Source organism: Streptomyces sp. NPDC031100, from assembly GCF_055570785.1.
Window position 1 is genome coordinate 103,563 of record NZ_JBVIGN010000006.1, and the last position, 26,275, is coordinate 129,837.

Below are 26,275 nucleotides of genomic sequence, written 5' to 3' on the forward strand. Positions count from 1 at the left end.
AGGATCAGACGGAGGTCGTGTTCACGTCTTCGGAATCCCCGTACGTGCGATCACGTTCGGGTCATCGTTTCGGTAAGCCAGAGTCAACAAGATCAAGCGTCCTCTTCGGGTCCGACGTGGCGAAGGACGGTCTCATACTCGCCCGCGGCGACGAGCCCGTCGATGACCTTGACCATCGACGGCAGACCCGCGTCGCGGACGATGAGGCCGTCCCAGCACCACCAGTAGTCGCCTTCTGGCTCGCCTGCCTGCCGCTGGCGGTCCATGATTCGGTGCACCTCATCGAGAGTGAACACGGTTCCGGACCAGCGATCGCCGTCATCGCGGATGACCCACATGTCCACATTGCAGACCTCGTCGAGGTCCTCTCCCGCATCGGGCACGAAGCAGATCTCGTATCCGTCACGCCTGACTCGGTAAAAGGGGCCGTCCCACATGCTCGCTCCGTTGCACTCTGTCGCACGCCGTCTCATGAACCAAACCAGACGGCCGACCAGCCCACCACGCTCCGCCTGAAGGCGTAGCAGACATGGCAGGTTGAAGGACAAGCTTAGACGACGTGCCAGGTGTGGTCGTCGTAGCCGCCGTTGGCCCAGGCGGCGTTGTAGCAGGGGTAGACCGTCAGCGGCAGGTTGTTCGCCAGGTCGGATCCGTCGCTGGCCCAGCCCGCGACGTCGAGACAGAGACCGCTCTTCAGGTTGACGACGTGGTAGTAGGTGTTGCTGGGGCCGGATGCGTAGTCGAGAACCCATTCCTGGTTGTCGTTGGCGGGCACCGAGTTGCAGTAGTAGGTGGAGACGTGGGTGGTCGCGGCGACAGAGCCGTAGCCGGGCAGGTCCATGCACAGACCGCTCTTCACGTTCACGAACTCCACGACGGTGCTGCCGTTGATGGGCGGCTGAGTCGGCCGCATGAACCACTGCTGGTTGTCGCCGTAGGTGGAGTCACACCCGTACTGGGTGACTTCAGTGCCGGGCGGGGTGGCGTAGAAGCCGGGCAGGTCGGCGCACTTGCTGGTCGCAGTGTTCATGAGAACGTAGGCGGTCTCCGCGTGGGCCGGCTGGGCGAAGGTGACGGCGGCCAGGACGGTGGAGGCGGTGACGCCGAAGACGCTGAGCGTACGGCGGAGCCTGGCGGTTTTCATAGCGAGTCCCCCTGGTACCGGAAGCGGGCAGGCAGAAGGGTCCGTGCATATGCGGCGGACCCTTCGCAGGCACTATCCCGGGTGCTGTACCAGGCTGCTACCGGCGCACGTCGGCGCGCGGAGTTACATCGGGGCGCACAACCCTCCGCGTACACCGGTTCTGGACGTATGCGTTGTCGGGTACGTAGAGCAGCGCCTCGGCCCGGACAAGGTTTTGGGTGTATGTCATGAACGAGCTACAGACGGAATTCGCTGACCTGCGACAACGCGGCCCGCGTCGTGTGGACTTCCCGTGTAGTCGAGGCCGGTTCCCAGATTGGGAACCGGCTGGTGGCGAAGACTTCGAGTGTGGTGAGGGAGCCCGCGAAGGCCTCTGGCCAGCTCCGTCCGAAGCGTCCGCCGATCCGTCTCGGGGCTGTCAACACCGGTCGGGCCGTGAACCGTCTGCGGGAGCTGCACCAGTTGGGCGAGGACCCGGCGTTCGAGCGGTTCCCGGCGTCGGAGGAGCTGTTCCGTGCTGGAGCATGCGCAGACGTGGGCGGGCGAGCTGAAGCAGCCGGAGGACGGGCTGGTCGGCGTTCGACGACCGCGATGACGCGGCCAAGCGGGCACGCTTCACCGGCTGGGTGGAGAGCTTCGTCCCGGCCGTCCATGGCCACGCTCGGGAACGCAGTCAGCCCTCCACCACCACTGAGGAAGCCCGCCGAGCCCTCGCGCTCGCGACCGTGTTCACCTTCCAGGAGGCGCCCCAAGATCCGCGAGCAGATCCAGCGTTCCCAAACTGGGAACTCGCCAGAGCGCGGACGCCAGCGAGCCCGCGGCGGCCGCCCGGCCCGCTGACCCCACCCAGCGCATTACGTCACCCCGCGAGCGCCATTTCGTCGGTTCGCCCGTGGCTGGGCGGACGGCGACAACGGGTGTGTCCAACCCACGGATAATCGAGCGCGCCCGAACCTACTGGTCCGTGATCCGGCTACCCGACCACAGTTAGCAGCCTCGATCTTGCGTGACGGTCTGTCGACGGAGTCGGCAGGACGTTTTGCGATGGCCGGTAGGTGAGGGGCAGGCCGGTGGCCCGGCTGACGTGTCGGGTGGGCGCCGGGTTCCACAGCTCCGGGTCGGTGGTGCTGCTCGTTGAGACGGGGAGTCTGCTGGTCAGCCGGGGTTCGGAAGTTGGGCGCGCCGGTCGAGGGCGGCGGTGATGTGGCTGTTCCAGGGGCTCTCTCACCGGCCAACCGCCAGATAGGTTCGCGAACTTCGGACCTGGCGGTGCGGATCGGGTCCCAACACCGTGTCGCCGCAGGCGGCGAGAGTGTCGGCCAAGCGGGAGGTCGTCGGGTCGGATGCCACGGGGCCGAAGACGGCCGGCTCGGCCCGCAGCATGCCGACGTCGGCCAGGCAGTCCCCGCCCAACGCGGCCGTCGGCGCAAGGTCCAGGAGGATCTTCCCGGGATCGTGGACGGCCCGTGGCTCTTGCCGGGGCGCCAGTGCCGCGGATATCGCCCGGTCAAGACCGGTCTTGCGGACCGTCTCCACCAACAGGACCGCACCGGCCTGCGAGACCACCTGCCGGCCGTCACCCCGTCACCCTGGACACGGACACGTGGGTCGTGTTTCTGGTCAACTCTTGGACAGTCCACCTCGGAAAGCGCGGGTTAGGAAACGCCCTTGCGCAACGAAGCGATGAGGCGGTCAAGGTCCCCGCGTGCCGTGTACGTACGGATCGGGTCGATGTAATCGCGTGACTCGATGATCTGACCGTCCCGCACACGCATGACGAAGACGCACGGCACCTTGGCCATGGAGTCGTCCGGCAACGTGAACTCGTAGGCGAACTCGGCGACGATCACTTCAGGATCGGCGGTCTCGTGGACGACGACATCGACGACACTCCTCTTCGGCAAGGACTCCCGAACTTCCGGCGGCACCGTGAAGTGCTCCCGGAGTGCACGCCGACTCGTCAACGGCTCGGACTCCGGCGTCGCCATCGGATGCCGGACATCGGTGACCTCGCCATACAGGTCAGGCAATTCGCTTGAGTTCCCGTCGGCGACCCCATGAACAAGCCGGAGAAACACCTCGCGCGGACTCAGACTCACAAGACCCCCCAAGTAATACGCACAAGCAGCTAACGATCATTATCGCCTGTTGCGGGCCCGTACTGCGGACTGTCTCGACCAGCCGCACCCCACCCGCCCGACCCCACCCCCGGTGCGCCGCGCGGTGGAACGTGACGAGGCGGCGGCCGCCTGGCGCAAGTCGGCCTCTCGGTTGGCTCGTTCGTTCGGTGTGCGAACGAGCAGCTTCTATAGTCGGGTCCATGGAAGGGATCAAGGAAGACGGCGAGCCGCAGCTCGGACGTGCGGTTCGCATAGCATTGTCGGTGGTCTGTGGTCTGTCCGTCGCCGGGCTGGTGGCGGGCATCACGTGGTGGGTGGACGGATGGCACCACTTCTTCTTCGGCTGGGTGATGGCGAAGCTGGGGGTCAAGGCGGCCGTCGGTGCGCCGGTCGCGTTCGTCGCCGTGGCGGCCTGGGTCAGGAAGCGCCGGTCGGCCTCAGCCGGTGAGGTCGGTTCGGAGGGCACGCAGCACGGCGTCGGGGAAGGCGGCCGCGGTTAAGGCACCTGAATCACGGGCGCATCACCGAAGTCAGCAACGTAACACCGGCACACACCCCGGCGTCCCGATGGTCACGTGCCGGGGGTGACCGGGAAGACCGTGAGTCAAAACCGCCGGGGTATCAGCGCGGAAGCCGCGAACCAGAACCGGTCCGTGGGCTCGTAACGGACCGGGCCCTTCAACTGCCGGCGCCGCACCGCGCTTTCGTGCCGCAGCACGAGTAGCTCGGCCTCCTTGGACGTGTCGCGGCGCAGCACTCGTCCCCCTGGCCTCACCCCGCTATTACACGATCAACACCTGTTGCCCGAACTCCGCATCATCCGTTCTCGCCTTGCACCGACGAAGCCACCCCTCATCGGCCCAAGCGCCAGCCCGAGTTGCCGCAGCGCTGCAATTCCGAAGCCGGTCCTTAAAAGGCAAGCCGGAGCCGTGGAGTTGTGCTCGCCGACCGGGGCGGTCGTCTGGGCCGGGAGCCCTAGGAGTTGCAGCGTCCCGGGACGTAGCTGTAGCCCTCGAGGTAGAGGAGGTTGACGCCGAGAGCTTCCCCGTAGCCCACCGACCATGTCGCTTGGACGGAGTCGGCCCCCTCCACGTAGAAGGTCATGGTGTCCCCTTCGGTGACGACATGAGGTGTCGCGGGATCCTGTGGGCCGGAGGTGGGCGAGGGAGCGGATGCGTGCGTCGTAGTTGCGGGAGATCGCCAGTCCGATGGCGAGGGAGTCACGCAGGAAGGACGACCGCTTCCCCGGCGGGAGGTCGAGCCCGCGACGCGCCCATGTGACGATGCCTGGCGCGTCGCCCTGGATGAGGCACAGCCAGGCCATCTGCTCGGCGGCACTCCGCAGGGTTTCGGTTCCCGTGGCCCCGTCGCAGCTTTCCCAACAGGCGGCGAGCCGTAGGCGTGCTTCCTCCAGGCGGCCCATGGTGAGGGCGAGATGTCCCAGCACGTACTGCTGTTCGGCGTCCGATGCCATCTCACTTATCGTCGGCTTGAGTTCGGCTGCTTGTCTGACATCGCCGGCGTGCAGCCGGTATGCGGCGGTCCGCATCAACCACCGCTCTCGAACGCTTCCTTCAGCGGACAGCCGGGCGGCGGACGCGGAAGCGGATGCGGCTGCCGCCCAGGTGCCCTTCGCCGCCTGCTGTGTGGCGACGCCGATGAGTTCGTCCGCGAGATCTCCGTCCGGTGCGACGGCGGCAGGCGGTCGGTCCGTTCGCGCAGCCGGCGCCGGGCCGTCGCTCCGGAGCAGCCCACGGTCTCAGTCGAGACGTCGCGCTGGTACTGCAACGGTGCTTGTTGTCGCTGTTGGCAGCTGTCCGGGACAGGGCAGCGAGGACGGCGGAAAGGCCGGGAGAGCGCCCTCCCCGCTCAGGCGTCCGAGTCGGGCTTGGTCCGGGCCGCCGCGTACGCCTGGGCCGGTGTCATGGGGACTCCGTTGAGGCTCACCGTCTTGTAGGGGCTGACCTTGGCGCAGGTCTTGGCCTGGTCGGCGGTCTGGGCGTGGGCGCCTGAGACCGCGGCCTTGGTGTTGGCGGGTGCGGGTGCGGAGGTACCGCCCGGGTAGGCGGTGCCACTCGGCCAGTCGCTGCCGACCACCAGGGTCAGGCCCGTGCCGGTGCCCTGTTTGAGATGCGAGGCGGGCAGGCCCAGCGCCTTGGCGGCCGTCCGGGCCTCGGCCTTCTGGCCGGTGCCGTAGGTGAGGGTGGTGGTCGGCGCGGGGCTCGGGGCGTTGGCCGTGGTGGTGCCGGAGCTGAAGCCCTTGTCGGTGAGTGCGGTGGCGATGGCGGAGGCACGGCCGGTGATCTCGGTGCCGTTCTCGACCGTCACGGCGATCTTGGACGCGGGTACGGCCGAGGCGGTGGCCGTGGCCTTCGCGGTCGCGGAGGCCGCCCTGGACTTCTTGCCCGAGCCGGTGGTCAGCGCCTGGTCGTCGGCGATGGTGGCGAAGAGGGCTTTGGCTCCCGCGCCCACCACCACGCGGTTGCTGTCGGCCGGGTCGGTGCCGGTCTGCATGGTGGTGAAGGTCATCCGCTTGGTGGGCACCTTGTTCAGGTCGGCCGCGAGGGAGACCAGCTTCTTCACCGTGCCCAGGCCGTCGTCCACGGTCAGCGCCTTGGTGGCGGCGTCCGCGAGGTCGTACACCGCGGTGGGATCGGTGAGTGTGCCCGCGCTCTTGAACTTGCGGATCATCGCGCTCAGGAAGATGTGCTGGGAGACGGTCCGGCCCAGGTCGCTGCCGTCGCCGAAGCCGTGCCGGGAGCGCACGAACTCCAGGGCCGCGACGCCCTTGAGGGTATGGGATCCCTTGGACAGCTTCAGGTGCGAGTAGGTGTCGTAGACGTCGTCGTTGACGCACACGGAGACGCCGCCGACCGCGTCGGACATCTTGACCACGCCGGAGAAGTCGAGCTTGACGAAGTGGTCGATGGGGATGCCGGTGAGCTGGTGGACGGTGGCCACCTGGCAGGCCGGGCCGTACTGGAGCGCGCTGTTGATCTGCCCGTAGTAGCCGGACGTGGACTGGCCGGACGCGCTGTCCTTGCAGGCCGGAACCTGGACCATGGTGTCACGGGGGATGCTCATCACCGTGGCGTTCGAGCGGTCGGCGGATATGTGCACGACCATCTGCACGTCCGCGTTGCTGCCGGTCTGCACACCGGTCTTGGAGCAGCCGCCGCCGAGCTTGCAGTCCGCCTTGCTGGTGCGGCCGTCCGAGCCCATCACCAGGAGGTTGATCGGGGTGCGGCCGAACGCGTCGGCCTTCTCCGTGCCGCCCTTGCCGTCGAGCGAGAAGCTCTGGATGTTGCCGTTCAGATGCTCGTAGAACCAGTAGCCGACGCCGGCCGTGCCCAGCACCAGGAGGGACAGGCACACTGCGGCGATCTTCAGGATCCGCTTGCCGCGGCCCGCCGGCCGGGCGCGCCGCCTCGACCGTGTGCCGCCGCGCGAGCGGGAGGCGGCCCGGGCGGCGGCGCGGCCGCCCGGCGGGCCCGCTCCGTCGGGCTCGGCCGTCCGCTGCCCGGGCACCCGGGACGTACGGCTGCGCGTGGTCTGGCTACCCGGCCCGTCCCACGGGTCGCTCATCTCCCACTCCCATGAACGGTCGGGCTCGGCAGACCGGGCCGTCGGGTGTGCGGCCGGGCGTGCGCGGCGGTCAGCGGGGAGAACCGTGGGTACGGGCTCCACCAGGGTTGCGTAGTTGCGCAATCTAACAAACCCACGGCCCGAACAGCACAGATCCTGAGGGAATTCACAGGTGAGGGATCTCATGGAACCGGCTCGGCGGTCGCCGAGCCGGTGTGCGCACGCCCGAAGGGCAGGGGAAGCGAGCGGGTCCGGCGGAACGGCCGGGCCCGGGAGAGGATCAGGGCAGCCCCGGGCGAGGATCAGCGGCCGGTGCCGCGCAACTGCCGTACGACGGCCGCACCGTGCTCGGAGCGCTCGGTCAGCTGCCCGACCATCACCCGTACGACGGTCACGATGTCGGGGTCGTCGATGTAGTAGACCTGCCGGCGGCCCTCGCGACGGGAGCGCACGAGCCCGGCGAGCTTCAGCTTCGCGAGGTGCTGGCTGACCGCGGGCAGCGCGCCGCCCACCCGGTCGGCGAGGTGCGTGACGTCGCTCTCGCCCTGCGCCAGGGCCCACATCAGATGCAGCCGGGCCGGCGACGCCAGCAGCCCGAACCCGGCGGCCGCCGCGGCCAGCACCTCGGCCGACGGGTCCTCGAAGCCACCGCCGCCGTCCGCCACTGACCTCTCCCGTCCCCGCCCGCTTCACAGTCCGCGCACATGCGCGTGCCCAGTGTAGGGTCCGCCCGGGGCGCCCCGGTACGGTCGGGGCGCCCCGGGGACTCGGGTCACTTGAGGTAGATCAGGCCGTCCGTGGTGACGGTGGGACGGCCGCTGGTGCCGACCACGACGATCTTGACCGTGTGCTGGGCGCTGCCGGACCAGGTCTTGGTCCAGACGGCCTGGCGGTACAGGGTCGTGGACGACTTCAGGTCGACGGTGGCGGTCTTGGTGCCGTCCACGTAGACGTACGCCTGCCCGGAGGTGCCGGCGCGGGAGACCACCCAGGAGGCGGAGCGGCCGGTGAAGGTCCAGGTGAGGGAGGCGCCCTGGGAGCCGCTCGAGTACGACGTGCCGCCGAGGTAGCTGGTGGAGGAGCGGCTCGTCCAGCTGCCGGACTTGGTGGCGGAGGTCTCCTGCAGGATCACCGGGGTGTAGGAGGGTGAGGCGGTGCGGTAGTTGCCGGCGTAGTCGTAGGCGCGCAGGGACCAGGTGGCGGCGGTGCCGGACGCCGCCGTACGGCTGGAACCGGTCGTGGTCGGGCCGAAGGTGGCCTTCGTCGGGGACAGCAGGTCCACTCGGCGCAGTGCGGTGTTGTCGGTGGCCTTCCAGCCGAGGGTGACCGGGACCGCGCTCGTGGTGACCGTGCCGGTGCGCAGGGCGAGGTTCGGTGCGGTGGTGAAGGTCGGTGCGGTCGTCTCGGCGACGACGTTCAGCGCGGCGCTCGTGGTGGCCTTGCCGGACTGGTGGACGGCCCGGACGGCGACGGTGTGGCTGCCCAGGGCCAGGGTGGCGCCGGCGGAGGTCGCGTCACCGGACACGGTGGCGGCCGTCTTGCCGTCGACCAGCAGCTCGAACTTGGAGATGAGCGAGGCCAGCGTGGTGGCCGTCCAGTGCAGCGTGACGGCGCCCTTGGTGTAGTACGTCGAGCCGGAGAGACCCGCCTTGTCGACCGAGGTGACCTTCAGGCCCTGCACCGGGCCGGACGCCCAGGCGCGGATGGTGGGCAGCTGGGCGTAGAGGGAACCGCCCGGGCACTGGGTGTTGTAGCCGTCGCGGTGGCCGGAGATCCGCTGGAAGGCGTACTTGCTGCCCGCAGTGAAGGTGGTGCCGAAGAAGTTCGTCTGCGTGGCACCGGCGGTCAGCTGGACGGTCCCGGTCGGCTCGGCGCCGTACTGGCCGAGCTTCCACGCGGCGACCCGAGCGATCGAGGCGAGCGCGGCGTCGGAGGCGCCGGTGGTGGTGTAGTCGCCGAGCACCGCGATGCCCGCGGCCTCCCGGTTCCAGCCGTAGGTGTGGGCACCGAGCACCGGCAGGTCGACACCGCCCTTGCGGCCCTCGAAGACCGTGCCGCACTTGTCGACCAGGAAGTTGTAGCCGATGTCCTTCCAGCCGCTGACCTGCACATGGTAGGCGTAGATGCCGCGCACGATCGACGCCGAGTCGGCGCAGGTGTAGTCGTTGCTGCCGTCCGTGTGGTGGACGAAGACGGCCTTGACGTCCGCGTTGTACTCCGGTGTGTCGGGGCTGATCGACTCGTCGGCGCCCCAGCCGGTACGTGAGGTGATCGGCGGTTCGGGCACGGTGGACGGCGGCGCCGACGGCGTGGTGGCCGACGGGCTCGTCGAGGGGGTCGCGGATCCGGAGCCGGCGGGAGTACTCGGCGCGGTGGCGGTGGCGGTGTCGCTCGGCGCACCGGAGTCGGCCGGTGCGCCGCTCGTCGCGGTCGCAGTGTCGCTCGGCACACCCGAGTCGGCCGGTGCGCTGCTCGTCGGGGCCGCAGTGTCGCTCGGCACACCCGAATCGGCCGGTGCGCTACTCGTCTCGCCGGGGCTCGGCTCGGTCACGAACGCCGCCGTACCGGTGCCGCCGCCCCTGGCCTCGGCGTCGGTCACCACGCCCGGATCGACCAGGTTGACCTCGAGGCCCTTCGGCAGCGGGGCGGTGGTGCCGTTCTTGCGGACGACCTGTACCTGGACACCGTCGGAGGAGCCGACCCACACCGGCTCGGAGGCGCCGCGGACACCGGCGTCGGGATGCTCGAGCGGGTCGGTGTGCACGTCCAGGTCCCGCCATGCGGTCCACTCACCGCTCTCCCCGCTGCGGGTGCGCACCTGCGCCGTGCCGTCGAGCCGCTTGGCGCCGCCCGTCCAGGACACGCCGAGCAGGGAGAACTGCGCGGTGTCGGTGCGGGGCAGCTCCCGCCTGCCGCTCGCGGTGCCCTTCAGCGCGAGGTCGTACACCTTCACCGGGCGCTTGGCCCGGCCCGCGGCACCCGTGTCGTGGCTCGGGCTCGCCACCGCGTAGGTCACCACTCCCCCGCCGCCCAGGACCACCGCTCCGAGTGTCAGCCATACCCGCCGCTTCAGGCTCAACGGTCTGTATGCATGCCCTGTACGACGGCTCACTGCTCTCCACCCTCACAGACGGCCGGGATAGGCCCTAGATGAACGTCACTTCAGGCACACCTGTCACGCAGGCCGCCCGTCTCCCCAGCGCACACCGGTCCGTGAACATCACTGACGCGGAGGGATAAGTGATCCGCGTCACCCCCTCACGGTTCGATAAGATGATCTTGACTGAACAAGGCCACAATTACGGCCATGTCGGGGGGAATTGGGGCATCGTCGTGTGGTCGGCGATCGAGGGTGAAGGGACGCGGGTGGGACTGCTTCTGGCGGATCGCTACCACTTGGACGAGCCGCTGGGGCGCGGCGCCATGGGCGAGGTGTGGCGGGCTACGGACCGCACCCTCGGCCGTGCGGTGGCGGTGAAACTCCTGCGCACCGAGGAGGCGACGGACGCCGAGCGCTTCCGGCTGGAGGCCCGCACGGCGGGCCGCCTCAACCACCCCCATGTGGTGGCCATGTACGACTTCGGCTCCCACGACGGCCGGCTCTACCTCGTCATGGAGCTGATCGACGGCTGGACCCTGGCGCAGGAGCGCTCGCTGCGCGGCACGCTGCCCCCGCGCGAGGCGGCGCTCATCGCGGCGCAGATGGCGGCGGGCCTGTCCGCGGCGCACGGCCAGGGCGTGGTCCACCGGGACATCAAGCCGGCCAACGTGATGCTGACCACCGACCGCACGGCGAAGATCACGGACTTCGGCATCGCCCGTTTCGCCGACGAAGCCGCCGGCACCCTCACGGCCAAAGGGAAGATCGTCGGCACGGCCGACTATCTGGCCCCCGAGCGGGCCCTCGGGCGCCCTGCCCAGCCGGCCTCGGACGTCTACTCGCTCGGCTGCGTGCTGTACGAACTGCTCACCGGCCAACCGCCGTTCCGCGGCGCGACCAGCCTGTCGGTGGTGCAGCAGCACGTCAACGCCGCTCCCGTGCCGCCCACCCACATGCTCACCGGCATACCGGGCCCGCTCGCCGACTACGTCCTCGGCCTGTTGGCCAAGGACCCGGCGCAGCGCCCCACCGCGGAACAGGCAGCGGCCTGGCTGGCGGGGAACGGACACGAGGAGCAGCCACTGTCCGCCCCTTCTCCGCCGGTCGCGCCGCCCTCACCCCCGCCCCCTGGCCGCACCGCCGGCAGACGGGCCGCGCGCTCCCCTGCGCTCGCTTCTCGCCCCAGCCGGGCCACCAAAGCGGTACTCGGCGGTGCGGGGGTGCTGTTGTTCGCGGCCGCGGCGGCCGTCGGCGCCACCCTGAACTCCCCCGACGACGCCCCGCCCTCCCCCGCGCCCACCAGCCCTGCGCCGTCCGACGCCAAATGACCCCGGAGATCGGGCCTTGACGTCTCGGCGGCCGAATCAAACGTGAGGGATGTTCAAATTCCTTCCGGGGCTCCATCATGTGGCCACTGCGACAGCTGACGAGCCGCCAGGAGGCCCCGTGGCACGCCTGTATGCCCGCGCTCGCGTCCTGATGTGCGCCATCGCTCTGCTGTTCTGCTCGGCGGCGCCCGCTGCGGCGGCCGTTCAGGGGCAGGAGGCGGACAGCGGGGTCACACCGGTCATCCTCGTGCACGGCTACAACGCGGACCCCGGCGTCTGGGGATCCTTCCGGGCCGATCTGCTCGCCTCCGGGTACGGCGAAGGGGACGTGTTCGCCTGGGGGTACGACACCAGTCGGTCCGTCAACGAGACCCTCGCCGGCCGGTTCGCCGCGTACGTCGACCAGGTCCGGGCCCAGGCCGGTGCCCGGAAGGTCGACATCGTGGCCCACTCCTTCGGCGGCCTCGTCACCCGGTGGTACCTCAAGTTCGGCGGCGGCACCGCGACCGTGGACCACTGGGTGTCACTGGGCGGCCCCAACCACGGGACGAGCATCGCCTGGGCCTGCGCACTGTGGTCCCAGGCGTGCCGGGACATGACGCCCGGGTCGTACGTGCAGACCCAGCTGGCCCAGGGCGACGAGACACCCGGCGACGTGCGCTACGGCACGTGGTGGTCGAACTGCGACGAGATCATCAACCCGGACGACAGCGTGCTGCTGAACGGGGCCGACAACCACCCGGCGGGCTGCCTGGCCCACAACGACCTGCTCACCGACGACACGGTCTCCCAGCAGGTCCGGGGCTTCCTGCGCGGCTGAAGGGTGTTGCACAAGGCTGTGCGACGCATACGACGACCTGCTCCACGTGAGCGGCACGTTCTCCGAACTCCTGGCTCTCTCGCACGACCGCTGAGCGGTCAGGGGCGGTCCGCGGTGGCCGGTGGGCACAGGACGGGCAGGTCGGCGGGGCGCACCCGGGCCGTCACCGGCACGGTGGCCTCCACCTCGCCGTCGGCTCCGTACGGGACCGGGCGGTCGGCCTCGATGCGGATCTCCTTGCCGCGCAGGACCTGCACCTCGGGGCGGTGGACGTGGGCGCCCGTCTTCAACTCGTTCATCAGGGTGAAGAACAGCCGGCGCGGCGCCTCGCGGATCATGACGACGTCGAGCAGGCCGTCGTCGACCCGCGCGCCCGGGGCGATGAGCCGGCCGGAGCCGTAGTAGGGGGAGTTGGCGGCCACGACGGTGTAGCCGCGGTGGGCGTGTTCCTCGCCGTCGACGGTGACCCGGTAGTCGGCCGTCCGCCAGGTGGTCACCGCGCGCAGGCCGCCCGCGTAGTAGGAGGCGGCCCCGCGCAGCAGGCGGGCGCGGTTCGCGTGCAGGTTGGCCAGGGCGTCGACGCCGGCGTAGACGCTGCCGAGGACCACGGTGCGGTGGTGCACGGCCGACTCCACCTCGATGGTGTCGACGTGCCGGGGCTCGGCGTGGAGCAGGATGTCGGCGAGTGCGGTGGGGTCGGCGGGGAGGTTCAGGGCGCGGGCGAAGTCGTTGCCGCGGCCCGCGGGTACGAGGCCCAGGACGGTGCCGGTGCCGCTGAGCGCTCCGCCGATGCCGCCGGCCATCCCGTCCCCGCCGACCGCCAGGACCACCCGGCCGCGCTCCCCGGCCTGCCGGGCGAGGTCCTGGGCGTGGGCGAGGCTGTGGCTGTACTCCGTCTCCAGCTCGGCCCCGGCTTCGCGGAGCAGGCGGGCCAGCTGGAGCAGCGACGCCGCCCCGGTCGAGTCGCCCGCGGTCGGGTTGACGACGGCGGTGAACTGTCGCATCGGGTGTGCCTCCGGGCGGTGACGGTGGGAGCGGGACGGCCGGGCGGGTGGGTCAGTCGGTCGGCAGCAGGACGCCGGGGTTGAGCAGTCCCTCGGGGTCCAGGCGGCGCTTGACGGCGCGCAGGGCCTCGATGCCCAGCTCTCCGGCCTCCCTGACATACCAGTCTCGGTGGTCGGTGCCCACCCCGTGGTGGTGGCTGATGGTGCCCCCGGCGGCGAGCACGGCGTCGTTGGCGGCGTGCTTGGCGCGCGTCCAGTGTGCGACGGGCTCCTCGCCCTGGGCGCTGACGACGGTGAAGTACAGCGAGGCGCCGTTCTCGTACACGTGCGAGATGTGACACATCACCAGGGGCGGGGTGCCGGCCTGGGTGAGGGTGTCGGTGAGGGCGGTGCGGACCGCGGCGTACAGGTCGGGGATGCGGGACCAGAAGGCGGCGGTCTCCAGCGTCTCGGCGAAGGCTCCCGCGTCGAGCAGGGCGTCGCGCAGGTAGGGCGCGGAGTAGCGGCCGTGGGCCCAGCGTTCACCCGGTTCGGCGCCGATCAGGGTGCCGCCGGCGGCCCGTAGGACGGCCGCCGCCTGCTCCCGGCGCTGGGCAGTGTCCTCGGCCGTGCCCTCGTAGCCGGTGATCGCCATGCATCCGGCCTCGCTCTGCGCCGGACCGGCGCCGATGGCGTCCGGCTGGGCGAGGCCGATGAGCGTCTCGGTCTCGTCGGACAGGCGCAGCACGGTCGGCCGGGGTCCGTCCTGAGCGAGCTTGCGCAGGGCGGCGGCGCCCTCCTCGAAGGAGGCGAACCGCCAGCCCTCGTAGACGCGCGCCTCGGGCAGCGGGCGGATCCGTACGAGGACGGAGGTGATGACACCGAAGGCGCCCTCGGAGCCGAGGATCAGCTGGCGCAGGTCGGGTCCCGCGGCGGAGCGGGGGGCGCGGCCCGCCTCGACGGTTCCCTCGGGCGTGGCGAGGGTGAGGCCGAGCACCATCTCGTCGAAGCGGCCGTATCCGGCGGAGGCCTGTCCGCTGGAGCGGGCGGCGGCGAAGCCGCCGATGGTGGCCCACTCGAAGGACTGCGGGAAGTGGCCGAGGGTGAAGCCCTGTTCGGCGAGCAGGGCCTCGGCCTCGGGGGCGCGCAGGCCGGGCTGGAGCACGGCGGTGCGGGAGACCGGGTCCAGGTCCAGCAGGCCGTTCATGCGGCGCAGGTCCAGGGCGGCGAAGGCGCGCCGCTCGGGGGCGAGTCCGCCGACGACGGAGGTGCCGCCGCCGAAGGGGACGACGGCCAGGCCGTGCGCGGCGCAGGCCCGCAGGACGGCGAGGACCTCGTCGTGGGAGGTGGGCAGGACCACGGCCTGCGGGACGTCGGAGAGGTCGCCGGCGCGCAGGCGCAGCAGGTCGGGGGTGGACTTGCCACGGGTGTGCCGGATGCGGCTCTCGGTGTCGGTGCGGACGTGGTCCGTGCCGCCGAGGGCCTCGGCGAGCGCCTTCAGAGCCGCGGGGTCGGCCGCGGGGGCGGGCAGCTCGATGTCCTCCAGGGCGAGCGCCGGCGCGGTGCGCGGTTTGACGCCGAGCAGTTCGCGCAGCAGTCCGGTCACCGTGTCGGGCAGCGGTGCCGCCTTGGCCGGGTCGCCCCAGCCGTTCCACAGCATGTCCATCGAAGGGTCGTCCTCACAGGTCGGTGTGCTCGGGTTCGCGCGGCGGCGTCTCCGCCCGGCCCCCGGGGCGTTACACTGTGACACATGACGCCTATTCGTCACAACGGTGCAGACAGTTCTGGCAACGATCACGTGCTGGACGCGGTGCGCGACTGTGTGCTGGCCGTCGGGGTCCGCCGCACCACGCTCGCCGACGTGGCCCGCCGCGCCGGTGTCTCCCGGATGACGCTCTACCGGCGCTGGCCCGACCTGCGCACGCTGGTGGGCGATCTGATGACCCGTGAATGGATCGACGTGGCCACCCGCGCGATACCGGAGGCCGCGCCCGGCACGGACACCCGCACCCGGATCGTGGCGGGGCTGGTGGCAGGGGTGGAGGCCTTCCGCGCCCACCCTCTGTTCCGCAAGATCGTCGACGTCGATCCCGAACTGCTGCTCCCCTACGTGCTCGACCGGCGCGGGGCGAGCCAGGAGGCGCTGCTGGAACTGCTGGCCGGCGCGCTGCGCGAGGGCCACGCGGACGGATCGGTGCGCACCGCGCACACCGAACGGCAGGCCCGGGCCCTGCTGCTGATCGTGCAGTCCTTCACCCTGTCCCTGCGCACGATGACCGACGAGGACGACCCGGAGCTCGACTCCCCGGCGTTCCTGGACGAGTTGCGCACCCTTCTGGAGAGGACCCTGACGCCATGAGCCACATCGAGGCCGTACGAGGCTCGTCCCTCAGCGCGGGGCGGCGCACCCGGGAACTGGCCGAGGCGACGGACGGCAGGGTGGCCGACGTCCTGGTCGTCGGACTGGGCGCCACGGGGGCCGGGGCCGCCCTGGACGCGGCCGCCCGCGGCCTTGACGTCGTCGCCGTCGACGCGCACGACCTGGCCTTCGGTACCTCCCGCTGGAGTTCCAAGCTCATCCACGGCGGGCTGCGCTATCTGGCCTCCGCGCAGTTCGACGTCGCCCACGAGAGCGCGGTCGAACGCGGGGTGCTGATGACCCGCACCGCCCCGCACCTGGTGGCCGCGCAGCCGTTCGTGCTGCCGCTGACCCCGCTGGTGTCACGGGCCCAGGCCTCGCTGGCCTGGGCCGGGTTCCGGGCCGGCGACATGCTGCGCCTTGCGGCGCGGACCCCGCGGCAGGTGCTGCCCGCCCCCCGCCGGCTGTCGGGGACCGAGGCCCGGCATCTGGCGCCGTCGGTGCGCGCGGCCGGGCTGCGCGGCGGGCTGCTGTCCTGGGACGGCCGGGTCACCGACGACGCCCGGCTGGTGACCGCCCTGGGCAGGACCGCCGCCGCGCACGGCGCGCGGGTGCTGACCCGGGTCAGGGTGCTGGAGACGACCGGGACCGGCGCGCGCGTCCGCGACGAACTCACCGGCGAGGAGGGCGAGATCCGCGCCCGCGCCGTGATAAATGCCACCGGCGTGTGGGCGGGTGACCTGGTCGAGGGGATACGGATCCGGCCCTCCCGCGGCACCCACCTGGTCCTGCGCTCGGAGCGGCTCGGCAGCCTGCCGGCCGGCCTGCACATCCCGATCCCCGGCGAGACCAACCGCTTCGTCCTGGTCCTGCCCCAGGGGGACGGCCGGGTCTACGTCGGCCTCACCGACGAGCCGGTCGACGGCACGATCCCGGACGTGCCCGAGGTACCCGAGACCGACATCGGCTTCCTGCTGGACGTGCTCGGGTCCGTCCTGGACACGCCGGTGCGCCGGGACGAGGTCGTCGGCGCCTTCGCCGGACTGCGCCCGCTGCTGGACACGACCGGGCACGACGGCCCGGGTGACGCAGCGGCCCGCACCTCCGACATCTCGCGCCGGCACGCGGTCCTGACCTCGCCCGACGGCGTGACCACGATCGTCGGCGGCAAGCTCACCACCTACCGCCGGATGGCACAGGACGCCGTGGACGCCGCGATCGAGGCCCGTGGCCTGCCCTCGCGTCCCTCCCCCACCGCCGCCCTGCCCCTGGTCGGCGCCGCCGCACCCGACCGGCTCCGCGCCCTGCCCGCACCCCTGCGCCTGGTCCGCCGTTACGGCACCGAGGCCCCGGCCGTACACGCCCTGACGGAACGTGACCCGGCCCTGGCCGAACCGGTCCTGCCAGGACATCCGGTGACGCGTGCCGAACTCGTGTGGGCCACCCGGCACGAGGGCGCCCTCGACGCAGCGGACCTCCTGGACCGCCGCACCCGCATCGGCCTCGTCCCCGAGGACCGCGCCGAGGCGCTCGCGATCGCCGGGGAGGTGCTGGCGGGAGCGACGGCCGAGCGGCTCTGACTCCGGCCGGGGAGTTAGGGGCAGGACGCCGACGGGCAGCTCGCCGGGCGCTAGGAGGAGCCAGGACAGCACGTCCGCCCACACCAGCAACACCGCGTCGGCGAGCGGCGCCACCGCCGGCACCCGCCGATGATCGGTGCCGACCGCCACCCGTACGACGTGCGGCACCCTCAGCCGACGAACCCGACGACCCCGCTGACCGCTCCCACGGTCCCGGTTCACAGCCGGGGTGACGAGGAACAACTCCCGCCGCAGGCGGGCTGGTTGCACGCCGAGCGCCGCCGATGTCTCGTCCCCTCTCGCAGTCCACGGCGAGCAGTCAACGGGTCGCACCACCCACGGACGATCGGGCGAAGCCGACAGTTGGGGGAGAGTCAGCGCCGGACTCTGACCGGTCTTCCTCCGCGGGAGGCAACGGGAGCCCGGCAAAGGCCCCTTGCCTCACCCACGGGGCGTCTTCGCTCACGCGGACGGGAGGATGTTCACGGCCCGGTCGAAGGCCGAGTCGCGGCCTTTCGCGAACTCCTCCTTGGTGAAGACCGGTTCGGTCAGCTGCGGCGGGATGCCCGTGCCGTCGAAGGTGCGTCCGGTGCGGGTCAGGTACTCCTCGTTCGGCAGGCCGAAGAGGATGCCGTCGGGGAGGTAGCGCAGCATCACGTCGGAGAAGACCCCCTGGGTGGGCTGCCCGATGCGCACGGTCCGGCCGGGCCGCCGGTCCAGGAGTGCCTGGGTGAAGGTCTCGCCCGCGCTCACCGTCGAGCCGCCGGTGAGGACGGCGACGGGGCCGGTGTAGCGGGGCGCGGCCGCCGGGACGACGGGGACGGGCTCGGGGCGGGTGTGCCGGGTCGGGTCGGCCGGATCGTTGCGGGCGCGCTTGGCGTAGGCGACGTAGGGGGTGTCGGTGAGGCGTTGGGCGATGCGGATGCCCAGGGTGTCGGAGCCGCCGCCGTTGATGCGCAGATCGATGATCAGCCCCTTCAGCTGCGCGATCCGCTCCCGAGTCAGGACCGTGTTCAGCATCCGGTCGAGTTCCGCCTGTTCGGCGCTGTACGGGGCGTCGTCGCCGGCGTATCCCCCGAAGCCGGAGATCCGCAGATAGCCCCGGCCACCGGGCAGGTCGGCGTAGGTGATCCGGCCCTGGGCGAAGTCCTGCCGATGGGACGTGTCCCTGAGGTCGCGGGCCAGGATGAACTTCTTGACCCTGGCGTCCAGTTCCTCACTCGGCATCTCGGTGCCCGGTCTGATCGAGGCGAAGACGCGGTCGCCGTCCTTGATGGCCACATGGGCGTCGTGCAGCGGCCGCACCATCCGGCTGAGGATGTCGAAGAGCTGCTCCCGGGTGGTGTCCTGGTGCACCTGCGGCCGGTACCGGTCGCGCACGGCGTGCCAGTCGACGCCCTTCGCCGCGAAGAACGGGTAGTTCTCCTCGAAGGTCTGCCAGAAGACGTCGAAGGCGGTGCGGGGGTCGTCCGGCAGGGCACGGGTGCAGTCGGCCGGCAGTGCGGCGATCCGGCGGAGCCCCCGGTGGCCCACCGCACTGTCCGCGGTGAGGGTGGCGTGGTCGCGGTCGTGCACGGTCCGTACGGTCAGCACCGTGCCGTCCGTCGTCACGTAGGTGCCGGGGCCCGTCTGCCGTGAGGAGTCGCCCTTGAGGCAGCCGACGGACGTGGTCTGGTACTCCTGCAGGACTCCGCCGCCAAGGGTGAGGACGGTGCCGTAGCCGTCCATGCGCCACACGCCGTCGGTGCTCGGCGAGCCGGACCGCGAGGCGAACGCCGCCGGTCCGGCGGACGCGGTCAGGGTGAGGGCGACGATGGTGGCCGTAACGATGCGCACGATGGGTCCTTCCGGTGCGTGCTTGCGGAAAGCACCACGGTCGCCGACGGCGCCGCGCCCGTACCATCCGGCGAACCGGTGCATCGAGGGTCGGGACAACCCCCGGGTCCGGGAGGTCAGCACACTTCGAAGTGGCTCGGTCGGCCGTCGCGGTGGACCAGGCGCCCCAGCCGGGCAGCCCGCTCGCGGGGCATGAGGGTCCATGTGCCGTCGGCGCGGCGGAGGGCTGCCGAGTGCCACGGGGTGGTCCAGGCGTCCGGGGCGTCGAGCAGGCGGATGCCGAACTTGGCGGCGCCGACGGGCTGGGGATGGATGGACAGCCGGACGGCGCGTGGGTGGTGCTCGGCGATCAGGGCGCCCCAGGCGCGGCTGCGCTGGATCACGCCGTAGGCACGCCGACGGCACTCCCGCTGGAGGGCGGACCGGGTGCCGGGGAAGTCGGCGGTGTCCTCGACGAGGAAGCGGGTGATGCCGCGGTAGAGGGCCCGGGTGGGCTCGTCGGACCGGACCAGCGTGCGCAGGGCCTCGACCGTCGGGGCGTACCCGTCCTGGACGCGGGTGCGTTTCTCCTCGTGCGGCAGCGCACCGAAGACGTCCCGCAGGTCGAAGACGGTCAGTCTGTCGAGCACCAGGTCCCCTATGAGTGCGCGCAGTTCGTCGGCGTACGCGTCGATGTGCCGGTCGGGGACGCGGACGAGATCGCCGAAGGCATGGCCGTCCGAGCAGATGACCATCCGGGCTCCGGGCGGGTAGATCCGTCCGATCTCGGCGCACAGGCTGTTCAGGAAGCGCAGGGACAGGCGCTCCGCCTGGTCGGGCAGGCGGCCGAGGACCTTGGCCGGGTTGGGCGACTTGCAGGGGAAGCCGGGCAGGGTGAACTCGACGGGTGCGCCGTCGCGCACGAAGCCCGCGATCCGGCGCTGCTGGTGCGGGAAGGCCTCGGCAAGGGCGGGAGCGCGGTCGGTCGTGCGGTGGTACGGCAGCAGGAGGCGCAGGATCGCGGTGCTGATGTGCGTCGGCGGGGCGGTCGTCAGCAGCATGTCGTTTCCTCCGGAGGGCGTGGGGGCATGGCGCCGTGGCGGGTGATCGGGTGGGGGTGTTGAGGCGGGGCGGGCGGCTGGGACCTGGGCCGGTGGCCGGGTCCTGGGCGGGGCGGTCGGGTCCGGATCGGGTCGGCCTGGACCGGGACAGGCGTCAGGCCCGGATCGGACCGGCTCGGACCGGGACGGGCGTCGGGCCCGGATCGGACCGGCTCGGACCGGGACAAGCGTCGGGTCCGGATCGGACCGGCCCGGACCGAGGCAGGCGCCAGGCCCGGATCGGATCGGCCGGACGTCCAGGGTCAGCGGCGTCGGTCGTAGCCGACCGGCAGTCGGTGCGCGCCGCGGCCGAGGACGGCCGGGATCCAGGGGATGTCCTCGTCCGCGAGGGTGAGATGCAGGCCGGGCAGCCGGGCGAGCAGCGTGCCGAGGGCGATCTGCAGTTCGGCGCGGGCGAGGGCGGCGCCGGGGCAGAAGTGGATGCCGTGGCCGAAGGCGAGGTGAGGGTTGGGGCTGCGGTCGAGGTCGAGGGTGTCCGGGGCGGGGAAGCTGCGCGGGTCGCGGTTGGCGGCGCACAGGGAGACGATCACGGAGTCGCCGGCGGGGACCTCGGTGCCGTGCAGGTCGCTGTCCCGGTCGAAGAAGCGCCAGGTGGTCAGCTCGAAAGCGCTGTCGTAGCGCAGGAGTTCCTCGACCGCGCGGGGCAGCAGGCCCGGGTCGTCGCGCAGGCGGGCGAGCTGGTCCGGGTGGCGGAAGAGGGCGATCAGGGCGGTGGTGATCTGGTTGGTGACCGGTTCCTGGCCGGCCACCAGGAGCTGGAAGATCATCGAGTCCAGCTCCTCCTGGGACAGTTCGCCCCGGTCGCGGGCCACGACGAGACGGGTGAGCAGGTCGTCGTCCCCGTGGTCGCGTTGGTGCGCGACGACGTCGGCGATGTAGGTCTGCAGTCCGTGCAGCCGGGCCTCGTACGCGGGCCGTCCGGGGTCGGTGGGCCCGACCGGCTGGACGACCTTGCCCCAGTCGCGGTCGAAGCGGTCGGCCAACTCCCTTGGCAGGCCGATGACTTCGGCGAGGACCTGGAAGGGGAAGGGTGCGGCGAAGCCGCTGACGAGGTCGGCAGGGCCGGTCTCGGGCAGGGCGTCCACGAGCGTGTCGGCCAGGTTCTGGAAGCGGGGGCGCAGGCCCTCGATGCGGCGCGGGGCGAAGGCGTCCGTGACGAGGCGCCGCATGCGGGTGTGGTGGGGCGGGTCCTGGTGGAGGAGGTGGACCTGGAGCTGGGAGTGCTGCGGTTCCGGCATGATCGAGGCGCGCTCGCGCCAGCGGTCGTTGCCCCGGTCGTGGTTCTTGCCGAGGCGGTCGTCGCCGAGCGCGGAGTGCGCGGCGTCGTAGCCGGTCACCAGCCAGGCCCGTACGCCGCTCGGGAAGAGGACGCGGTGGACCGGGCCGGCCTCGCGCATCCGCTCGTACAGGGGGTAGGGGTTGCTCTTGTACGGGCATCCCCTCAGTGGGACCGGATCGGGGAGTGTGGTCACGAGGGCTCCTCAGAGGGCGAGTTCGGGCCGGTAGTGGTCCAGCCACAGGGCGAGGTCGACGACGCGTTCGAGACGCAGGCGGTGGCCCCACTCCAGCCGGTCGGGCGGTGTGTCGAGACAGGGTTTGATGCGGGTCTCGTCGGCCAGGGCGCGGACGTGTTCGCCGGCCAGGGCGTCGCGGGCCAGCTGTTGGAGGCCGCGGTTGTAGGCGGGGTGGTGGGTGGCCGGGTAGTGGTTCTTGGGGCGGTGGCGCACCGAGTCCGGGGCGAGGCCCGCTCCCGCGGCACGGAGCAGGCTCTTCTCCCGGCCGTCGTGGCTGTGGAGGGCCCAGGGCGTGGCGAAGGCGTACTCGACGAGCCGGTGGTCGCAGTACGGCACGCGCACTTCGAGGCCCTGGGCCATGCTCAACCGGTCCTTGCGGTGCAGGAGTTGGCGCAGCCAGCGGGTCAGGGACAGATGCTGCAGCTCGCGCTGCCGGTGCTCGGCGGGGGTCTCGTCGTCCAGGTGGGGTACGGCGGCCAGGGCGGTGCGGTAGGTGTCGTCGCGGAACTCACCTATGTGCAGGTCGAGTTCGGGGTTCAGCGGCATCGCGGCCTCGTCGCCGGTCACCAGCAGCCAGGGGAAGGTGTCCGCGGCCAGCGCCCTCGGGCTGTGGAACCAGGGGTAGCCGCCGAAGACCTCGTCGGCGGCCTCGCCGGACAGGGCGACGGTGGAGTGCTGCCGTATCTCGCCGAACAGCAGGTGGAGCGAGGTGTCCATGTCGCCCACACCGATCGGCGAGTCCCGGGCGACGACGACCGCCGTACGGTGCACGGGATCGAGGAGTTCGCTGGGATCAAGGACGACGGTGCTGTGATCGGTGCCGATGAAGGTGCCCGCCTCGATGGCGTACGGGGTGTCGTGACCGGTGCGCAGGACGTCTCCCGTGAACTGCTCGGCCTGGTCGCTGTAGTCGACGGCGTAGGAGCGGATCCGGGCCTCCGGTCCTTCGCGCAGCCGGAGTTCACCGGCCAGCAGCGCGGTCAGGACGGTGGAGTCGAGGCCTCCGGACAGCAGGCTGCACAGCGGGACGTCGGCCTCCAGCCGGCTGCGCGCGGCCGAACCGACCAGCTCGCGGACCCGTTCGACGGTGGTGTCCAGATCGTCGGTGTGCGGCGCGGCCTCCAGCTGCCAGTAGCGGCGCTCGCGGATGCCGCCGCGGTCCAGGACGAGCAGCCCGCCGGGCTCCACCTCGCGCACGCCGGACCACAGCGTCGGCCCGGTGTTGAACAGCAGGCTGTACGCCTCCCGGAGCCCGTCCGCGTCCACCCGGGGCCGTAGCTCCGGGTGGGCGAACAGCGCCTTCGGCTCGGAGCCGAAGGCCAGGCCGCCGTCGACGGCGGCCCAGTACAGGGGCTTGACGCCGAGCCGGTCCCGCACCAGCAGCAACAGCTGCTCCCGCTCGTCCCAGACGGCGAAGGCGAACATGCCCTCCAGATGATCGGCCACCGCCTCGCCCCATTCGGCGTAGGCGCGCAGCACCACCTCGGTGTCGCTGCGGCTGCGGAAGACATGTCCTCTGGCGCGCAACTCTGCGCGCAGCCGGTGGTGGTTGTAGACCTCGCCGCTGTAACTGAGCACGAGGGCGGGCTCGTCGGGCCGGTCGGTCATGGGCTGTGCGCCGCCTTCGAGGTCGATGACGGCGAGCCTGCGGTGCCCGATCGCGGCACGCTCGCCGAGCCAGACGCCCCCGGCGTCGGGGCCGCGCGGGGCGAGGGTGGCGGTCATGGCCTCGATGACCGGGGCCTGGGTGCGGGCGTCGCTGTGGAAGGACACCCAGCCGGTGATTCCGCACATGGGAACGCTCCTGGGTCAGTGGGGGGACGGTTCGGCAGCTTCGTCCCATACGTCGGGGGCGGACGGCGACGGGTTCCCGTCCGCTGTCGTGTCCCGGTGGTCGAAGGCGATCAGCGGGTCTCCGGTGAGGGGGTGGTCGATCACGGCCGCCCGCACGCCGAACACCTCGGCCAGCAGGGCCGGGGTGAGCACCTCGCGGGGCGGTCCGGAGGCGACCACGGCTCCGGCGTGCAGCACGTGCAGCCGGTCGCACACGGAGGCGGCCGCGTTGAGGTCGTGCAGGGACACCAGGGTGGTACGGCGCTGGGCGCGCAGCAGGGCCAGCAGCTCGACCTGGTGGCGGATGTCGAGATGGTTGGTCGGCTCGTCCAGGACCAGGACGTCCGGGTCCTGGGCGAACGCGCGGGCCAGCAGCACCCGTTGGCGTTCGCCGCCGGACAGGGCCGTGAAGCGGCGTCCGGCGTGTTCCGCCATGCCGACGTCGGACAGTGCCCGCCGGACGAGGTCCCGGTCGGTTTCGTCATCCCCGGCGAAGGCCCGCTTGTAGGGCGTACGGCCCATGGCGACGACCTCGCGGACGCTCAGCTCGAAGTCGCTGCCGCGCTCCTGCGGGAGGGCCGCCACGTGCCTCGCCGACTGGAGGGGCGTCAGGTCGCGCAGATCGGTACCGGCCAGCAGCACGCGTCCGGCGGTGGGTCGCAGGTGCCGGTAGACGGTGCGCAGCAGCGTCGACTTTCCGCTGCCGTTCGGGCCGACCAGGCCGGTGATCTCGCCCCGCTCGGCGATCAGCCGGGCTCCTGCCACGACCGTACGCCCGGCGTAGGCGACGTGCAGGCCCTCGATGTCGATCCTCAACTGCCGTCTCCCAGACGCCGGTCCAGCAGATACAGCAGGGCCGGAGCCCCGAGGAGTGAGGTCACCACGCCGACCGGCAGCTCCTGTTTGTCCATGGCCGTACGACAGACGACGTCGACCACCACCAGCAGCAGGGCGCCGCACAGCGCGCAGACGGGCAGCAGGCGCCGGTGGTCGCCGCCGACGAGCAGGCGGCACACGTGCGGCACCATCAGTGCGACGAAGGCGATCGCCCCGGAGACCGCGACGAGCACGCCGGTCAGCACGCTGGTCACCGTGAACAGCTCCCGGCGCAGCCGGCCGACGTCGATACCGAGCCCGGCTGCCGTCTCGTCGCCCATCAGCAGAGCGTTCAGCCCCCGGGCACGCGCCTGGAGCCACAGCAGGGCCAGCGGCACGGTCACCGCGGGCACGGCGAGCAACTCCCAACTCGCCCCGCTGAGGCTGCCCATGAGCCAGAACAGCACGCTGTGCGTCTGCTGCTCGTCGCCGGCCTGGAGCACCAGGTAGCTGGTGAAGCCGGAGAGGAACTGGCCGATCGCCACCCCGGCCAGGACCAGCCGGAGCGGTGCGAATCCGCCGCCGCGCCGGGCCACCGTCCACACGAGTGCGAAGGTGGCCAGCGCCCCGGCGAAGGCGGCCCCGGACAGACCGAGGCCGAGCGCCCCGCCCGCGCCGAGTCCGAGCACGAGTGCGGCGACCGCGCCGAGCGAGGCGCCGTTGGAGATGCCCAGCAGGTAGGGGTCGGCGAGCGGGTTGCGCACCAGCGCCTGCACCGCCGTACCGACGAGGCCGAGGCCCGCTCCGACGAGTGCTGCCAACAGGGCGCGGGGGAAGCGCAGTTGCCACACGATGAGGTCGTCGGTGCCCGGTCGGGGCGGTTCGCCGGACAGCCGGCGTCCCACCACGCCCCAGACCTCGCCGGGCGGAAGGGAGGTCGAGCCCCAGGCGACGGCCGCGGTCAGTGCGGCCAGCAGCGCGCCGCCCAGGACGAGCACGAGCGGCACCACGGGAAGCGTGCGCGGCTCTGTCGTGGTGCGGCGGGACGCGGTCGGCGTGGACAGCACGGTCAGCCGACCTTCCCGGGGTGGAGGGTCTTGGCGATCGCCTCGACCGTGTCGGCGTTCGCCACCCCGGCGATCGTGGTCCGCTCCGAGCCGACCCGCACGAAGTGCCCCTCCTGCACCGCCTTCAGCCCCTTGGTGGCCGCGTTGGACTTCAGCCACTGCTCGGCCTCGTCGAACGCCTTCTCGTTGGCCGCGTCGCTGCCCCGGTTCCGCACCCCGAGCTGGATCCAGTCCGGGTTCCGGGCGATCACGTCCTCCCAGCCGGCCTGCTTGAAGTCGCCGTCGCAGTCGGCGAAGACGTTGCGGGCGCCGGCCAGGGTGATCACGGCGTTGGCGACCTGGCGGTTGCAGGTGACGGTGGGCTGCTTGGTGCCGGCGTCGTAGTCGAAGAAGAAGTAGGTCGGCCGCGCGCTCTCCGGAGTGCCGCCGACCGCCTTGCGGACGGCGTTCACCTTCTTCCGCATCCCCGCGACGAGTTCCCTCGCCTTCGCGTCCGTACCGGTGACCGCGCCGAGGGAGGTGATGTCGGCCTCGACCGCCGACAGGTCGGTCACCGGGCTCTTGCGCTGGGCCGCGCAGGCCGTGGACTTCAGGAAGACGTGCTTGATCCCGGCCGCCTTGAACTCCTCCTCGGTCGGCGCGTCGCCCATGCCCCCGCCGCCCATGCTCCCCATGGAGGCGAAGGTGTCGATGTACAGGTCGGCGCCGGAGCCGAGGAGCTTCTCCTTGGGGATCACGGTCTTGCCGAGCACCTCGACCTTCGACGCCTGCGCCTCCAGGTCGGCGGGCAGGGTGCCCTTGCCGGGCGGGAAGCCGGTGCCGAGCACACGGTCCCCGGCGCCGAGGCGGAGCAGCAGCTCCAGGGCGGAGGCGTTGCTGGTGACGATCTTCTTCGGCGGGGCGGAGAAGGTGGTGCGGGCACCGGTGCAGTCGGTCACCGACACCGTACGGCCGCCGAAGTCGGCGTTCCGGGCCTGCCCCGCGTTCTCGTCCGCCGTGCCCTTCCCGCCGCCGCAGCCCGCCGTCAGCAGGCCGCCGAGGACGAGGGCGGTGGCAGTGCCCCACACACGAAAACGCATCGAAAGTCTCC

General features: G+C 71.6%; 21 protein-coding genes and 3 pseudogenes. 5 read left to right on the forward strand and 19 right to left on the reverse strand.

Annotation, left to right across the window (positions count from 1 at the left end):
* Positions 1 to 92 precede the first annotated feature (92 nt).
* The 4 genes and pseudogenes from ACZ5DS_RS18650 to ACZ5DS_RS18665 all read right to left on the reverse strand — a co-directional run bounded on the left by ACZ5DS_RS18650 (position 93) and on the right by ACZ5DS_RS18665 (position 3,243).
* A complete protein-coding gene (locus ACZ5DS_RS18650; protein WP_468239543.1) occupies positions 93 to 437 on the reverse strand; it encodes a hypothetical protein in 345 nt (114 codons plus the stop codon).
* 113 nt (positions 438 to 550) lie between these two features.
* A complete protein-coding gene (locus tag ACZ5DS_RS18655) occupies positions 551 to 1,144 on the reverse strand; it encodes an RICIN domain-containing protein (protein WP_468239546.1) in 594 nt (197 codons plus the stop codon).
* Between the two features lie 1,208 nt (positions 1,145 to 2,352).
* Positions 2,353 to 2,784: pseudogene (locus ACZ5DS_RS18660) on the reverse strand (transposase); the annotation flags it as partial.
* A gap of 15 nt (positions 2,785 to 2,799) precedes the next feature.
* On the reverse strand, positions 2,800 to 3,243 hold the full coding sequence (locus tag ACZ5DS_RS18665; RefSeq protein WP_468239549.1) for a nuclear transport factor 2 family protein: 444 nt from the start codon (positions 3,241 to 3,243) through the stop codon (positions 2,800 to 2,802).
* Between the two features lie 221 nt (positions 3,244 to 3,464).
* Here ACZ5DS_RS18665 and ACZ5DS_RS18670 point away from each other — a divergent pair, with 221 nt between their 5' ends.
* A complete protein-coding gene (locus ACZ5DS_RS18670) occupies positions 3,465 to 3,764 on the forward strand; it encodes a hypothetical protein (RefSeq protein WP_468239551.1) in 300 nt (99 codons plus the stop codon).
* Positions 3,765 to 3,871: 107 nt separating this feature from the next.
* Here the strand turns inward: ACZ5DS_RS18670 and ACZ5DS_RS18675 are convergent.
* From ACZ5DS_RS18675 to ACZ5DS_RS18695, 5 genes and pseudogenes are all read right to left on the reverse strand, one after another.
* Positions 3,872 to 4,039: pseudogene (locus ACZ5DS_RS18675) on the reverse strand (integrase core domain-containing protein); the annotation flags it as partial.
* Positions 4,040 to 4,239: 200 nt separating this feature from the next.
* Positions 4,240 to 4,368 carry a hypothetical protein gene (locus ACZ5DS_RS18680; protein WP_468239554.1) on the reverse strand — a complete coding sequence of 43 codons (129 nt, stop codon included), beginning with the start codon at positions 4,366 to 4,368 and terminating at the stop codon, positions 4,240 to 4,242.
* 765 nt (positions 4,369 to 5,133) lie between these two features.
* Positions 5,134 to 6,849, reverse strand: a complete 1,716-nt coding sequence (locus tag ACZ5DS_RS18685; protein ID WP_468239556.1) for an LCP family protein — start codon at positions 6,847 to 6,849, stop codon at positions 5,134 to 5,136.
* A gap of 302 nt (positions 6,850 to 7,151) precedes the next feature.
* The gene (locus ACZ5DS_RS18690) at positions 7,152 to 7,514 is read right to left on the reverse strand and encodes an ArsR/SmtB family transcription factor (RefSeq protein ID WP_468239559.1); all 363 of its coding nucleotides are present in this window, start codon (positions 7,512 to 7,514) and stop codon (positions 7,152 to 7,154) included.
* 107 nt (positions 7,515 to 7,621) lie between these two features.
* The gene (locus ACZ5DS_RS18695) at positions 7,622 to 9,922 is read right to left on the reverse strand and encodes a peptidoglycan recognition protein family protein (RefSeq protein WP_468240333.1); all 2,301 of its coding nucleotides are present in this window, start codon (positions 9,920 to 9,922) and stop codon (positions 7,622 to 7,624) included.
* Between the two features lie 293 nt (positions 9,923 to 10,215).
* Between ACZ5DS_RS18695 and ACZ5DS_RS18700 the strand changes: the two genes are divergently transcribed.
* Positions 10,216 to 11,277, forward strand: a complete 1,062-nt coding sequence (locus tag ACZ5DS_RS18700; RefSeq protein ID WP_468239561.1) for a serine/threonine-protein kinase — start codon at positions 10,216 to 10,218, stop codon at positions 11,275 to 11,277.
* 151 nt (positions 11,278 to 11,428) lie between these two features.
* Positions 11,429 to 12,097, forward strand: a complete 669-nt coding sequence (locus tag ACZ5DS_RS18705) for an esterase/lipase family protein (RefSeq protein WP_468240335.1) — start codon at positions 11,429 to 11,431, stop codon at positions 12,095 to 12,097.
* Between the two features lie 98 nt (positions 12,098 to 12,195).
* On the opposite strand, the gene ACZ5DS_RS18710 is transcribed toward ACZ5DS_RS18705, so the two are convergent.
* On the reverse strand, positions 12,196 to 13,101 hold the full coding sequence (locus ACZ5DS_RS18710) for a YegS/Rv2252/BmrU family lipid kinase (RefSeq protein WP_468239564.1): 906 nt from the start codon (positions 13,099 to 13,101) through the stop codon (positions 12,196 to 12,198).
* A gap of 52 nt (positions 13,102 to 13,153) precedes the next feature.
* The gene (locus ACZ5DS_RS18715) at positions 13,154 to 14,746 is read right to left on the reverse strand and encodes an FAD-binding oxidoreductase (RefSeq protein WP_468239566.1); all 1,593 of its coding nucleotides are present in this window, start codon (positions 14,744 to 14,746) and stop codon (positions 13,154 to 13,156) included.
* An 84-nt stretch (positions 14,747 to 14,830) separates the two neighbouring features.
* Between ACZ5DS_RS18715 and ACZ5DS_RS18720 the strand changes: the two genes are divergently transcribed.
* Both ACZ5DS_RS18720 and ACZ5DS_RS18725 read left to right on the forward strand, forming a co-directional pair.
* Entirely contained in the window at positions 14,831 to 15,439 is a 609-nt protein-coding gene (locus ACZ5DS_RS18720; protein ID WP_468239569.1) for a TetR/AcrR family transcriptional regulator, read from the forward strand.
* Positions 15,436 to 17,019: a glycerol-3-phosphate dehydrogenase/oxidase gene (locus ACZ5DS_RS18725; protein ID WP_468239572.1), complete on the forward strand. Its 1,584-nt coding sequence runs from the start codon at positions 15,436 to 15,438 to the stop codon at positions 17,017 to 17,019. The genes ACZ5DS_RS18720 and ACZ5DS_RS18725 overlap by 4 nt, the downstream gene beginning before the upstream one ends.
* 21 nt (positions 17,020 to 17,040) lie before the next feature.
* Here ACZ5DS_RS18725 and ACZ5DS_RS18730 read toward each other — a convergent pair.
* The 8 genes and pseudogenes from ACZ5DS_RS18730 to ACZ5DS_RS18765 all read right to left on the reverse strand — a co-directional run.
* Positions 17,041 to 17,322 (reverse strand): annotated as a pseudogene (locus ACZ5DS_RS18730) (iron chelate uptake ABC transporter family permease subunit); the annotation flags it as partial.
* 159 nt (positions 17,323 to 17,481) lie between these two features.
* Complete coding sequence (locus tag ACZ5DS_RS18735; protein WP_468239574.1) at positions 17,482 to 18,855, reverse strand: S41 family peptidase; 1,374 nt, start codon at positions 18,853 to 18,855, stop codon at positions 17,482 to 17,484.
* 116 nt (positions 18,856 to 18,971) lie between these two features.
* Positions 18,972 to 19,895: an L-tyrosine/L-tryptophan isonitrile synthase family protein gene (locus ACZ5DS_RS18740; protein WP_468239577.1), complete on the reverse strand. Its 924-nt coding sequence runs from the start codon at positions 19,893 to 19,895 to the stop codon at positions 18,972 to 18,974.
* Between the two features lie 302 nt (positions 19,896 to 20,197).
* Positions 20,198 to 21,427, reverse strand: coding sequence for a cytochrome P450 family protein (locus ACZ5DS_RS18745; RefSeq protein WP_468239579.1), 1,230 nt, complete (start codon positions 21,425 to 21,427; stop codon positions 20,198 to 20,200).
* A gap of 9 nt (positions 21,428 to 21,436) precedes the next feature.
* Positions 21,437 to 23,263: an asparagine synthase (glutamine-hydrolyzing) gene (gene asnB, locus ACZ5DS_RS18750; RefSeq protein WP_468239582.1), complete on the reverse strand. Its 1,827-nt coding sequence runs from the start codon at positions 23,261 to 23,263 to the stop codon at positions 21,437 to 21,439.
* Between the two features lie 15 nt (positions 23,264 to 23,278).
* A complete protein-coding gene (locus tag ACZ5DS_RS18755) occupies positions 23,279 to 24,118 on the reverse strand; it encodes an ABC transporter ATP-binding protein (protein WP_468239585.1) in 840 nt (279 codons plus the stop codon).
* The gene (locus ACZ5DS_RS18760; RefSeq protein WP_468239587.1) at positions 24,115 to 25,185 is read right to left on the reverse strand and encodes a FecCD family ABC transporter permease; all 1,071 of its coding nucleotides are present in this window, start codon (positions 25,183 to 25,185) and stop codon (positions 24,115 to 24,117) included. Before ACZ5DS_RS18760 ends, ACZ5DS_RS18755 begins: the two co-directional genes overlap by 4 nt.
* 2 nt (positions 25,186 to 25,187) lie before the next feature.
* Positions 25,188 to 26,264 carry an ABC transporter substrate-binding protein gene (locus ACZ5DS_RS18765; RefSeq protein ID WP_468239590.1) on the reverse strand — a complete coding sequence of 359 codons (1,077 nt, stop codon included), beginning with the start codon at positions 26,262 to 26,264 and terminating at the stop codon, positions 25,188 to 25,190.
* Positions 26,265 to 26,275: the final 11 nt, after the last annotated feature.